Origin of the sequence: Salinivibrio sp. PR932, assembly GCF_001996125.1 — a bacterium.
GTDB lineage: Bacteria > Pseudomonadota > Gammaproteobacteria > Enterobacterales > Vibrionaceae > Salinivibrio > Salinivibrio proteolyticus.
In genome coordinates this window covers 28,133-41,647 of record NZ_MUFM01000031.1, presented here as the reverse complement: position 1 = coordinate 41,647, position 13,515 = coordinate 28,133, and the positions used below count along the sequence as shown (strand labels likewise).

The 13,515-nt window shown below is 45.0% G+C and carries 9 protein-coding genes; 8 read left to right on the top strand and 1 reads right to left on the bottom strand.

Annotated features, from left to right (window positions below; genetic code table 11):
- Positions 1 to 471 precede the first annotated feature (471 nt).
- Positions 472 to 1,857 (top strand): multidrug transporter, encoded by a 1,386-nt coding sequence (locus tag BZG84_RS13315; RefSeq protein ID WP_077481323.1) that lies wholly within the window; start codon positions 472 to 474, stop codon positions 1,855 to 1,857.
- A gap of 30 nt (positions 1,858 to 1,887) precedes the next feature.
- Here BZG84_RS13315 and BZG84_RS13310 read toward each other — a convergent pair whose 3' ends face one another.
- Complete coding sequence (locus tag BZG84_RS13310) at positions 1,888 to 3,309, bottom strand: aminotransferase-like domain-containing protein (protein WP_077678313.1); 1,422 nt, start codon at positions 3,307 to 3,309, stop codon at positions 1,888 to 1,890.
- Between the two features lie 150 nt (positions 3,310 to 3,459).
- Here BZG84_RS13310 and BZG84_RS13305 point away from each other — a divergent pair, with 150 nt between their 5' ends.
- The 7 genes from BZG84_RS13305 to BZG84_RS13275 all read left to right on the top strand — a co-directional run bounded on the left by BZG84_RS13305 (position 3,460) and on the right by BZG84_RS13275 (position 13,282).
- The gene (locus BZG84_RS13305) at positions 3,460 to 4,824 is read left to right on the top strand and encodes a cytochrome ubiquinol oxidase subunit I (protein WP_077678312.1); all 1,365 of its coding nucleotides are present in this window, start codon (positions 3,460 to 3,462) and stop codon (positions 4,822 to 4,824) included.
- Positions 4,825 to 4,833: 9 nt separating this feature from the next.
- Complete coding sequence (gene cydB / locus BZG84_RS13300; RefSeq protein ID WP_077481317.1) at positions 4,834 to 5,835, top strand: cytochrome d ubiquinol oxidase subunit II; 1,002 nt, start codon at positions 4,834 to 4,836, stop codon at positions 5,833 to 5,835.
- 8 nt (positions 5,836 to 5,843) lie between these two features.
- Positions 5,844 to 5,969 (top strand): DUF2474 domain-containing protein, encoded by a 126-nt coding sequence (locus tag BZG84_RS13295; protein ID WP_077456798.1) that lies wholly within the window; start codon positions 5,844 to 5,846, stop codon positions 5,967 to 5,969.
- A 147-nt stretch (positions 5,970 to 6,116) separates the two neighbouring features.
- The gene (locus BZG84_RS13290) at positions 6,117 to 6,470 is read left to right on the top strand and encodes a DUF805 domain-containing protein (protein ID WP_077481315.1); all 354 of its coding nucleotides are present in this window, start codon (positions 6,117 to 6,119) and stop codon (positions 6,468 to 6,470) included.
- 129 nt (positions 6,471 to 6,599) lie between these two features.
- Positions 6,600 to 7,118, top strand: a complete 519-nt coding sequence (locus BZG84_RS13285) for a GrpB family protein (protein WP_077481313.1) — start codon at positions 6,600 to 6,602, stop codon at positions 7,116 to 7,118.
- 171 nt (positions 7,119 to 7,289) lie between these two features.
- Positions 7,290 to 8,492 (top strand): EAL domain-containing response regulator, encoded by a 1,203-nt coding sequence (locus BZG84_RS13280; RefSeq protein ID WP_241825798.1) that lies wholly within the window; start codon positions 7,290 to 7,292, stop codon positions 8,490 to 8,492.
- Positions 8,489 to 13,282, top strand: coding sequence for a PAS domain S-box protein (locus tag BZG84_RS13275; RefSeq protein WP_077678311.1), 4,794 nt, complete (start codon positions 8,489 to 8,491; stop codon positions 13,280 to 13,282). The genes BZG84_RS13280 and BZG84_RS13275 overlap by 4 nt, the downstream gene beginning before the upstream one ends.
- Positions 13,283 to 13,515: the final 233 nt, after the last annotated feature.

Sequence of the window (13,515 nt, the reverse complement as noted above, 5' to 3'; positions counted from 1 at the left end):
GTTTTAATAAGCTATTTATTTGTAACGTTAAACAAGTTGTGAGGTTTTACGTCAGTTTTTACTAGGTTTTTTGTCAGTTAAGCGGTGAGACGTTGAAGGCTATGCATTAAAAGCCTGAGGTTATGATGACAAGCTCTCAGGAGCGTGAACCCTATTTCATGTTGGCCGTAAATTTATTTTTTTCTATAAATCATCTATTTATACTCTTATCAGTGGTTTCATTGAAAGTAAGATCTATGTCATGAAACTGTCAGAATCTTGCCCTCTATCATATTATTCGCATCAAAAAATAAGATTATGTTGATGTTTTTTTCTGCGTATTTAGTCTGGAGATGTGGTTACACGAAATGTGTAAGCAGCGGGGCGAAAACACGGGCGACAAGCTCGGTTTTCAAATCGGTTTTGAACTCTAAAACACTAAATAACGCACAGAGGCAAAACCAAAAATCTTGGAGGCAGCAGGAGTTTTCCATGAATAAGATTTTTAAATTATCCACATTAGCAGCGGCAGTACTCTCTGCTGGCGTGGCAATGCCAGCACTCTCACAGGAAGCAACAGCAGATTATTCGACAAGTACCTCTCCTTTTTTCTCTGATGCAACGATTAGTGGCAATCTCAACTTTTGGATGCGAGCCCGTGATCGCGCAGGTACAGATGCCAATGGCAACGATACTACCAAAGAAACCAACCTTGACCACGGCTCTATCTACGCAAATCTTGCCTTTAACTCAGGCTACGCGGCGGAAGTGGTTGGCCTTGATTTGATGGCGTTTAGCACCTTTGATATGTGGCAAAACGGTGGCCCCGACCATGAAATGAACTTTTGGGGAGTGAATAATCCCTTTGATAAAGAGCCAGATGATAGCGAATGTACGGGCGCATGGGACGAGGAATGTACAGATAATGGCGTATCACTGGCTACCGCCGCGGCTAAATTTAAATTTGGTGAAAGCGTAACAGCGAAGCTTGGTTATTTTCAGCCTTCGGTGCCAAGTACGATTGGTGTTAACTGGTCGTTTGCGCCGGGCACTCATGTAGGTGGTGAGTTAGGCCTGAAGTTCGATAATCTTAATATGGGTCTTGTTGTCTCTGAGCGCTATAAAGCCCCTTGGTTTAAAGAAACCTATGAATTTCAAACCACCAACGGAGAAGATGCAGGCACAGCGTATTCACTAGGTGCGCGTTATACCATGGAAAACGGTATTTCTATTGATGCAGCCTATGGTGCATTAACGGATGGTGATCGTTGGAACGCGCACGTTAAGGTCAAAGGCACCACTGAGGGTGGCGTGTATTGGTCGCCGCAACTTTATGTGGTCGATGATGACGAACAATATGATAGCACTGCATTCCAACTCGCCATGCTCACCAGTATGTCATCAGGGCAGTATTCGTATCGAGCAGAGGCCACCTATACCGAAGCCGACTCCGGAGACCCTGCCAAGGTGGAAAACTTAGCGTATCGTTTGACGAGTCAATATGGTGGCTCTAACGGTACTTATGACATTTGGTGGAATAACCGCTCGGATTTTAACCATGATGAAGAACTGGCGCTATTTGGGTCCTTATCGCGTGATTTCTCGGATATTGGGGCTAAAGGCTTTAGTGCAGGCTTTAACGGTGCTTATGGCTTTGGATCATCGGCCAAAGGGTATGATGATCTAAAAGAGTACTCCTACAGTCTGTTTGCAAATTATGCGATTCAAAATGGTGCACTTAAAGATGCGAAGGTCAGTTTTTACTTCACGCAGTACTTCAATGATACCGATGCACCGAGCTGGAAAGGTTATACCAATCTATTCCAAGACGAAGATGACTTTAAGTTAACCTTAGCAATTCCTTTCTCCATTAAATAAGGTCTTTTTGGTACTGTCTTTTAGCTGAGCCTAGCGCTCAGCTTTTTTTATGTGCTGTGCAATCAAATCACATAAGGTTGCCAGCGCATTTTTATGTGAATGATCGAGCGGGTAAGAGGCATTCAATCGAAAGCAAYGGGCAAACTGTGCGTGTGTCGCAAACATATTGCCCGGAGCGATACTGATATGGTGTTTCAGTGCAAGGTGGTAAAGCGCGGTGGTATCACTGCCTTTGGGCAAAGCTATCCATAAAAAATAACCCCCTTGGCTGTTGATGACATCAACGCCTTGCGGCAAGTGGGTCATCAGAAACTGATAGGTCGCCTTTTTTCGTTCAGCCAGTGTGCGACGCAGTTGTTTTAGATGGTGCTCATAGTTTCGGTTATGCAGGTAGTGGGCTACAGCAAGTTGAATGGGGACGCTGGTGGTCACCGTGCTCATCAACTGCAGCTTTTGTAGTTTCTGGGCTTGATCGCCAGCGGCTACCCACCCGAGGCGAAAGGCATCGACCAAGGTTTTTGAAAAAGATGAGCAGTGCAAAATATGACCGCTGCTATCAAATGCTTTAATGGGCTTCGGTTTGTGTTGGCCATCGTAGAGTTCGCCATAGACATCGTCTTCGATTAAGTACACCTGATAGCGATTGACGAGCTCGGCAAGACGTGCCTTTTTCTCGTCTGACAGCGAATATCCCAACGGATTTTGATGATTGCTCATCAGCCAACAAGCGCGAATTGGATGCGTTTGCAATGCGCGTTCAAGCGCATCAAGGTCAATACCTTCCGTCGGATGAGTTCGGATTGCCATCGCTTTGAGTCCACGATTTTCAAGGGCTTGCAATGCGCCGTAAAACGCGGGGCTTTCGACTGCGACCCAATCGCCAGGCTGCGTGACCGCGCGCAAGCTAAGATTTAGCGCATCCAATCCGCCTGCTGTGATTACTATCTCATCGGGTGAGATTTGCATGCCCTGCGCTGCATAGCGTTGGGCAATCAGATGACGTAATTGGGCATTACCCGGGGGGAGGTTGTCGACCACGCTATGAATCGACATAAAGCGCACCGCAGTGGTGAGCGAACGGTTTACTTGATGGCGAGGAGCGAGTAGGGGATCAACATAGGCATGCCCATAGCTTGCCATGCCGGGAGAGCGACTGGCTTGCAAGACATCGAAAATATAGTCATTGATATCGACAGATTCTGCAGGGTGAATCGCACTGTCTGGCTTGTTATCGTCGAGTTCGGCATGGGGAGCGACGCGGTAACCTGAGCGGGACTGAGAAACAATCCACCCTTGGCTTTCTAGCAGTTGGTAGGCTTGGAGTACCGTCATGACACTCAACCCTGAATAAGCGGCCTGTTTTCTCAGCGAGGGGAGCTTTTCTCCCACATGCCAAATGCCGGCTTGAATTTGTTGTTTGATCTGCTCACTAAGCTGCTGATACTTAGACATCTTCTTACCATCATCGCCGACAAGTAAACCAGACTATAACACTGAAAAGATCAAACTGTTATAGGTTAATCTGAATCGTCTGTGTATGGGCACATTAAAAATGGGCTTCTACCATGCGCGTTGGTCTAATTACTAAAGTGGACTTCACGTATGTTTGGTCTTGATGCCTTTATGTTGGCCCGTATCCAATTCGCGTTTACGGTTTCTTTTCACATTATCTTTCCTGCGATTACGATCGGCCTTGCCTGCTACCTTGCGGTGCTTGAGGGGCTATGGCTTAAAACTCGCGAGCAGGAGTACAAAACCCTTTATCTGTTCTGGTCAAAAATTTTCGCGGTCAACTTCGGGATGGGCGTGGTGTCTGGGTTGGTGATGGCATATCAATTTGGCACTAACTGGAGTGGCTTTTCCGAGTTTGCAGGCAGTATCACTGGCCCACTGCTGACTTATGAGGTACTTACGGCGTTCTTTTTAGAAGCCGGATTTCTTGGTGTGATGCTGTTTGGTTGGCAGCGTGTCGGTGATCGCTTGCACTTTTTCGCCACGTCCATGGTCGCGTTGGGCACCGTGATCTCTGCCTTTTGGATTTTAGCCTCCAACAGTTGGATGCACACGCCACAAGGGCATGAAGTGGTCAATGGTCAAGTAGTACCTGTAGATTGGTTCGCGGTGGTGTTTAATCCCTCTTTCCCGTATCGCTTAGCGCACATGGTAATCGCGGCGTTTTTATCCAGTGCCTTATTTGTTGGTGCGTCGGCGGCGTGGCATCTGCTCAAAGGGCAGCGCAGCCCAGCCGTAAAGCGGATGTTTTCGATGTCGATGTGGATGCTGTTGTTCACCGCGCCGATTCAAGCGTTTATTGGCGATTTACATGGCCTGAACACCTTGGAATATCAACCTGCAAAAATTGCAGCGATGGAAGGACATTGGGATAACAGCCATGGTGAACCCACGCCGCTTATTTTATTTGGCTTACCGGACATGGAGGCGGAAACCACCCGCTACAAGATAGAAATTCCCTATTTGGGGAGTCTGATCTTAAAACACAGTTTGACCGAGCAAATCCCAGCGCTAAACGAATTCCCTGCGGAAGACAGACCCAATTCGCCCGTGGTCTTCTGGGCGTTTCGTCTGATGGTGGGCTTAGGGCTATTGATGATCACGCTTGGACTAGTGGCGGCGTGGCAGCGCTATAAAGGACGCCTGTTTGAACACCAAGGGCTGCTCCGTTTTGCTTTCTATATGGGGCCGGCGGGGTTGGTCGCGATTCTAGCTGGCTGGGTAACTACTGAGGTAGGGCGCCAGCCTTGGGTCGTGCATGGCCTTTTACGCACGCAAGATGCGGTGTCTGCCCACGGTGACTTGCACATGAGTATTAGCTTGATCAGTTTCTTTGTGGTGTACGGTTTGGTCTTTGGGCTGGGGTACATCTATATGATCCATCAAATTAAATTAGGTCCGGATCAGCATGATGATACACCGCATGAACCGTTAACTGTCTCTGGCCGTGTGTAAGGGGGAAACATGGATTTAGCAATGATTTGGTTTGGCATCATCGTGTTTGCCACTTTAATGTACATCGTGATGGACGGATTTGACTTGGGGATCGGAATCCTGATGCCGTTTATTACTGAGCGCGAAGAGCGCGATTTGATGGTTAACAGTGTCGCGCCGGTATGGGATGGCAATGAAACTTGGTTGGTCCTTGGTGGGGCGGCATTATTTGGTGCTTTTCCGTTGGCGTATGCCGTGATTGTTGATGCGTTAACGATCCCGCTCACCTTGATGTTGGTAGCGCTTATTTTTCGCGGCGTGGCGTTTGAGTTCCGTTTCAAAGCGCTGCCCGGGCATCATGGCTTTTGGGATACCGCCTTTATGGCCGGGTCTATTTTTGCCACCTTTTTCCAAGGGGTGACTGTGGGTGCGGTGATTGAAGGCTTTCCTGTCGAGGGGCGTGCTTTTGCTGGTGGCGGGCTCGATTGGTTGGCACCGTTTCCTCTCTTTTGCGGCATAGGACTGATCATTGCATACGGTTTACTGGGGGCCACTTGGCTGATCATGAAAACGGAGCATGCGTTGCAAATGCGTATGTACCACCTGAGTCGTCGACTGGTTGTGTTGATGGCGGTAAGTATCGCGATAGTCAGTGTTTGGACGCCATTTGCGTATCCGGGGGTTGCCGACCGTTGGTTTAGTCTGCCAAATTTGCTCATTCTCTCTCCAGTTCCTTTATTGACGGCTTTTTGTTTGCTCCGTCTCTGGCGTACCCGTCCCGATCAGGCTCACCATCGTCCATTTATTATGGCGTTGTGTGTCACCCTGCTCGGGTTTATTGGCCTCGGCATCAGCATTTGGCCGCATATCATTCCGCCCAGCATCACAATATGGCAGGCTGCTTCACCACAACAAAGCTTGCAATTTATGCTGATTGGCGCGGTGTTTATCATCCCGGTTATTTTGATGTACACCTATTGGAGTTACCGTGTCTTTAGTGGCAAAGTGAATCCGGACGAGGCCTATCACTGATGGCTGGTATGACAAAACCGACTTGGCAGCGTTGGCTTTGGTTAATCGCGATCTGGGGAGTCAGTGTAGCGGCATTGGGGGCTGTCTCTTGGCTATTTAAGCTTTTGATGCACGCTGCCGGTTTGCAAAGCTAACCGTCTTCTATTTGTGTAAGAAATCAGTGATAAGGCTCCCAAGCTGATGATAAAACAGTCAGATGTCTTATCACTGACATGGTCCTAACGGCGTTCCTCATTCTAAGATACGTATTATCGGCTTTATTGCTAAAAGGTGATTAACGTATGGAATGGTATTTAAAAGTATTGCGCCAGTACGCTACATTTTCTGGACGTGCGCACCGCCAGGAATACTGGATGTTTTTTCTGGTTAACTTTTGTATCTCGTTGGCGATTAATATTGTCGCAGAGTTCTCGGGATTGGTTGTGTTGAGCATGGTGTATTCATTAGCCTTGCTGCTGCCAACCTTGGCGGTGACATCAAGACGGCTACATGACACAGGACGTTCAGCGTGGTGGCTACTGCTTTTGTTCATACCTCTGCTTGGGATGGCGGTCATACTGGTACTCTGTGCGCTAGAAGGCGATCAAAACAGCAATCAGTACGGTTCTAATCCTAAGCTCGCGGAAGGCGTCTAGCACAGAGGTGTGATTTGTTTGCATGGGAACTGCTGGTACGATAAACACCATCGTCTGATGGCAGTCGATAGGCTGCTCGTAGCGAGTCACTCGTATTTATCAGCATTCCTCTTTCCAGCAAGGTGCCACATGATCACACTCGAGCCTTACCAATTAGTTGACGCCAGTTTCTCTCCTTGGCGTCCTATTTACTTAGACGTTGCCCAAGCCCTGTCTGACCATATCTCGACACCTCGTATTGAGGTACTACATTTTGGCTCTACGTCTGCCAAAGTGGGAGGCAAGGGGATTATTGATTTATCCATTCTCTATCGTTCTGGCGAGCGTGATGATGCTGTCGCTCACCTCTATGCCCTCGGTTTTCAAGATCAGCACAGCGATCAACCTTTTCCCGAATACCGGCCTCGCAAAGATGCCTCTGTAATCTTTCAAGGTGAGCGCTTTCTGGTGCACGCCCACGTGATTGAAAAAGACAGTGATGAGCATCATCGTCAAATTGCGTACAAACAGTATTTGCTCGATAACCCTGATGTGCGCGCTGAATACGAAAACGAAAAGCGCGCCATACTCGCTCAAGGTGTGCGTGATCAAGATGTTTACGTTAAGCACAAAGCCCCCTTTGTGAAAGGGGTGCTGGCTAACTTGTAAAATCATGGCTCGACGATCAAGCCAGCTTACCTACCACAATCACATACTTTGGTCTTATAAACGTTCATACCCTTGTAGATGAACTACAGTTACTGTGGACGTTTTAGCGATATTACTGGGGTACTGACTGGTTATGGTACATATGCCGGTAGGGATGATGAGGCTTGGTAAGTGACTGAGACACAGTGTCAAATATTAATAGTCGATGATCAAAAGGTGGTGAGGCATACATTATCGCTCTGCTTGCGTAACTTAGGATACGAGGGCTGTTATGAAGCGAGTAATGGTAAGGAAGCCAAACGAGTCATTGAAGAGCACCAAATCGATGTGATTTTTTGTGACTTAAATATGCCTGTAGAGGATGGCTTTGAGGTATTGCGATACTTAGGTGCCAGTCATTTTCAAGGCGCCATTGTTCTGATGAGTAGTGAAGAACAAGACGTATTACAATCCACATCTCAGCTAGCACGTCTTTATCACCTCCAAATTATCGGCTGTTTACCCAAGCCGTTAACCGCTGCTGATATCAAGAGTATGTTATTGGATTGGGCAGCACTACCCACAGTAAGCATGGGAAAACTCTTGAATGAGGGAGCACTCTCATCGGAACAGCTTATTCAATTTATTGAACAGGGTAGTGTAAAGGCGTATTTTCAGCCTCAAATCGATCTTAATACACAAGCTATTCAAGGGTTTGAGGTTCTGGCGAGAATAGAAGAATCGCCACAAAAAATATTGATGCCAGATCTATTTATCCCTGCTGCAGAAGGAGATGCAACCCTTATTTTAGCGCTGACGAAGTCTATTATCCAAAGCGCATATGAAGATGTGAAGCAGAATTGGGATTACGTTTCATCGCTGTCATTCTCTTTTAATATATCAGGGAGAGTACTAGAGCATGATAATTTTCCTAATTGGTTAAAAGGTATCAGTGAAGAATACAGTATTCCGACACAACAGATTGTTTGCGAACTAACAGAAACAGCACTCAATGACGACCAAGCTATAACGGATGCACAAATGCTACGCATGAGAATGCTTAAGTTTAAGCTCTCTATTGATGACTTTGGTACAGGTTATTCATCTATTGCCCAGTTACATGCCATCCCCTTCAACGAACTTAAAATTGATAAATGTTTTATTTTTGATTGCCTGACGAATAGTAAGTCTGCGACGGTTGTTGAGCAGAGCGTTAAAATGGCCAAAGCCTTAGGGCTCACCGTGGTTGCAGAGGGGGTTGAGAGCGCTGAAGTCGTCGAGTTTCTTCGTCATTTAGGCTGCGATAGTGCTCAAGGGTATTTCTACGCAAAACCGGCGCCGATGAGTGATTTTATATCAGAAACCTGGTTTATCAATCGAGCCTACCCTCAATGAAACTTTCTATAAAGTTACCAATTGTATTGATTCTGTTGGGTGCTATGATGCTTGCATCCGTTACCTTTGTCTCATCAAAAGGCAAAGAGATGTTGAAAGATACTATTCTTGCCAATATCGAACGAGAAGCGACACTACTTATTCGCCTTATCGATAGGAATCTATTTGAGCGTTATCATGACGCAAATGCCTTCCCTCTCTCTATAGGAAATATTGAGGGAGAAAACCCACTAGGAAGTAACTCGCAAGAACTCGTGGTTAGTCGGTTAAATAATCTAGTTGAAGACTATAAAGTATATCGGAGGATTGCAATATTTGATATTCAGGGCAATCTTATGGCGGTAAACAGTAAAAATCGATATGGAAAATTGTTACCTCAGTTAAGAATCTCTGCATTGGATATTAAAAATACTATTTGGTTTAATGAAGTCATCAATGGTCAAACATTAGTGCCCGAAAAACCGAAGAGTACTTATGTTACTGGGCCTGAACGTTTTATATTTAACGAGAATGCACGCACCTACGATATGATTTTTGCCTCGGTGATTCATAACAAAGCAGGAGATGCCATTGGTGTTTGGGTCAATGTAGTAGATTTTTCAGCAGTAGAGGCGATTGTTGGTGAAACGTATGATTTGTTGTCTAGCCGTGGTTTTATAAGTTCAGAGTTGACGATTTTAGACAGAGAAGGACGTATCATTGTTGATTATGACCCAGTTGGGCAGAATGAAGCGACGTATGAACGAGATTTCCAAGTTCTTGGTCAGCTGAATCTCGCTACTCATGGGGTTGAAGGCGCGCGCTTAGCTGTATCTGGTTTGAATGGCTCGAATATATCGACACATTATCGTAAGCAAGTAGAACAAGTAACCGGTTATGCCCATACTCGCGGTGCTTATGACTATCCCGGATTAGGATGGTCAGCGATGATCCGCGTCGATGTCAGTGAAGCATTTCTTGCTCCTGATAATTTGTACAAAAATTCATTTATAATGACAGCGCTACTACTGTGCGCTATTTTAATTATTGCTTTTTATTTGACGCGTAAAGTTACAGTGCCGCTTAGCCAACTAACCAATGCGGTGAAGAAATTAGCCAACGGACAGCAGAATTTTGAATTGCCAAGAGCAAGCAGAAAAGATGAAATTGGCTTAATGAGCGAAGAGCTATTCAACTTGAAAAACATTGTTATTGAGAGGGAAAGGCTTAATCGTGAAATTGAGGAGCAACGTTTTCATCTTGATATTCAGAGTCGGGCGATTGATGCAGCCGATATTGGTATTATTATTACGGATGCTAGGCTTCCTGATATACCGATCACTTATGTAAATAGCGCGTTTGAAAAGCATACAGGTTACTTATCCAAAGAAGTGGTTGGAAAGAACTGTCGTTTTATGCAAGGCGATGATAGAGAACAAGCAGAAGTCGCTACGTTGAGATCTGCTATAGATTCAGCTATACCTGTAACGGTTGTATTGAGGAATTATAGAAAGAATGGTGAGCTATTTTATAATCAACTGCACGTTAGCCCTGTTTTTGACGATAAAGGACAGCTGACACATTTTATAGGAATTCAGTCTGACATTACAGAAATTAAAAGGTCTGAACGCCAGCAGAGAGCGCTACTAACTCAAGAAGTAAGAAAAGCAACTAATGCTGTGCTTGAATCCGAAGCACGTTTGAGAACTGTTTTAGATACAGCGCTAGATGGTATTGTTGCTATCGATAGCCGCGGTATTATCATCGACTCTAATCGCTCTTTAGAAGTAATGTTTGGGCGAAATAGAGATGAACTAATTGGTCATAATGTCAAAATTTTGATGTCAGACCCGCATCATTCTAGCCACGACCAATATATCGAAAAATATATCAAGACTGGTGAACGTAAGCGGATAGGGCGACCTACGAAGCTAACCGGGTCTCATAAGTCAGGAGAGGTGTTCCCGATAGAAATTTCAATAGGGGAAACATGGTTTGGAAAAGAAAAAGGATTTGTCGGTATTATCAAAGATATTACTGCCGAAGAAGAGATTAAAGAAAGAGAAAATAAACTGCAAAAGGAACTTAAAGAACGAGAGTTGATCTATCGAACTGCATTTGGACAAGCTGCTGTTGGTATCTGTCGAGTTGATCTTGACGGTAATTTTATTGAGGTAAATGATAAAATATGCGATATACTTGGTTACAATGAAGAAGCGCTACTTCAACTTAACTATCAAGATATTACCCATATCGACTTTTTATCAGAGAGTAAAAATAATGTAGCTATGCTGATTTCAGGTAAGGAACGCTCATTTTCAATGGATAAGCGTTATATCAAACGAGACGGTACTTTCGTTTGGGCTACCTTATCAGTGTCTGTCGTGTTGGATGAATGGGAGAACCCTAAATATTTTATTGCAGTTATTGAAGATATTGAGTCTCGGAAAATTATAGAGGATGAATTACGAGCAGCGAAAAAGTCTAGAGATGAACTACTTAGAGGTATGCAGTTAGCGTCTGATGCGGGGAGGATTTGTAACTGGTCGATGGATGTTACAACAGGCCAGCTCAAATGGGACGATAATATGTACCGGCTATACGGTGTTTCGCTTGGTAGTGAGGTTGATTATCAAGTCTGGCGTGACACACTTCATCCTGAGGACCGAGACATCGCGGTCCACGAAGTTGAAACGGCGCTTAACCAAAGCAAAGTATTTAATGCTGAGTTTCGGATAATTAATCCAACCACAAGAAAAACACATTGGGTTAAAGCGGCCGGTAATGTAGCGAAAGATAGCGATAGTGGAAAAGAAATATTATTTGGCATTAACCTTGATATTACTCAAGAACGAATGACGCAAGCGAAGCTTGAAAAAGAAAGTATTGCTGCTCATAAAGCCAATCAAGCCAAGTCTCGATTTTTAGCTACTATGAGCCATGAGATTAGAACACCGATGAATGGCGTTATCGGTATGGTTGATTTGCTAAAAGAAACCGCGTTAAACAGAGAGCAGGCACAAATGGTCTCTACGATTCGTGATTCGTCGTTTTCACTCTTAGAGATTATTAATGATATTCTCGATTTCTCAAAAATTGAATCCGGACAAATGTCGCTTGACCCTACTGAAGTAAATATACTCAATTTGATCGAGAAAACACTTGAAGCTCTATGGGTGCATGCATACCAAAGCGGTGTAAACCTCTATTTTATACATGATTATGCGACACCAGAATTTATCACATTGGATTCCGTTCGCGTTAGGCAAGTACTACTCAATTTACTTGGTAATGCAATTAAGTTTACCAGCTCGGAGAGAGAAGTCAGCGATGTGTTTATCAGGACATCCTACTGCCATGGTACCCAAAGACTTTCTGTCAGTATTCAAGATACCGGCGTCGGTATGACCGATGAGCAAATAGATAAACTGTTTAGTCCATTCACTCAAGCTGACAGCTCTACGACGCGTCGTTATGGTGGTACTGGGCTCGGTTTAAGTATCTCCAAATCCTTTGTCGACCTCATGAAGGGCACGATTGATGTTACCAGCGAATTTGGTAAGGGAAGTACCTTTACGGTTACTATTCCGGCACCTTGCTCTAATGATGGTAATAGTCGCTACCATCATTACGATTTTTCTCATTTTTCCTTTGTCCTTTTTCTAGAAAAAAACAGCGCATATTCAACTTATCGCGAGCATTTCAACCAGCTCAATCCAGCTAATGTCTTAGACGGTGATAAGATTGAATGGGCCGAGTGGAAATGTGAGACCATGATTGCGGTCACAGCGAGTGAAGACTTTGTTAGCGACCATCCTGATATTCGTCGCATCGTATTGGGGGAGCCTCCCGTCGGTGCTGAAAGATATACTTACCCTGGCGCATATTGGCTGAGCCCTTGTCCGCTCAAACCGAGTGAGCTAGTTATAGCCGCAGCTATTATGTGTGGGCTAGAAAGTCCGGATGTAGACTGGAGCCAAGCGATTAGTAATGGAGATGCATTCGTAAATGCGAATCAATTTGATGCGAAACAGTGTGGAGCGATTCTTTGTGCAGAAGATCAACCGACCAACCAACTAGTACTGGCGAAACAACTGAGCCAACTCGGCTACCAACACGAAATGACGGCAAATGGTCGAGAAGCGTTGGAGAAGTGGCGTCAAGGTCACTATTCGCTTCTTATCACCGATTGCCATATGCCAGACATGGATGGTTTTGAGTTGACGTCAGAGATAAGACGTTTAGAAGCCGAAGAAGGTAAGCCACGAACGCTGATTATTGCTGTTACCGCGAATGCATTAGTCGGAGAAGCAGATCACTGTTTGCGAGCTGGGATGGATGACTATATTGCAAAGCCAGTAGAGCTAGAGACGTTAAAGCGTGTATTAGCGCTCAGGCTTAGAGGACGTTCACTACGTATAGATACCATGAAGCCTTCAATTGGCCAATCCAATCGAGGTATGGAAGATAGCACATCTCTCATCGATGATATTCAGTTGGAGAAAATCATTGGGAGTGATGATAATGAGATGAAGCGCGCCGTATTATCAATGTTTTGGGAGAGCTTGAGCGCTGACATGCAGGAGTTGGAGCAAGCCGTTAATGATCAAGATGAAGATAAGGTTAAGTCGCTTGCACATGGGGCAAGAGGCGCGGCAACATCAGCTGGTGCCATGGCGTTGAGCCAACTATTCCGGAATATTGAAAAAAATAGCGCAGATATTAAACACGTTAAAAAGGTCTTTACTGAGTTGCGAGTCATGGTATCCGCCCTTGAAACTGAGTTACGTAAAGATCGAATCATTGAATAATGCCACCATGCTACAGGCCGCTGAATGAGCCTATCCACGCTTTGAAGGTGGGTAAACGCATATAAGTATACGATTAAACCATTTATGATATATGAGCGTTTATTCATTGCTGACGACGAAACGCATTTCTCTGGCTGCTTTTCAACCAATTGAATCAAAAAGAATAAAAGGGCTATTGACCTCTCGTTAAATTTCATTAAAGTACACCTTCGTTCGCGGCGCAGACTGCGGAC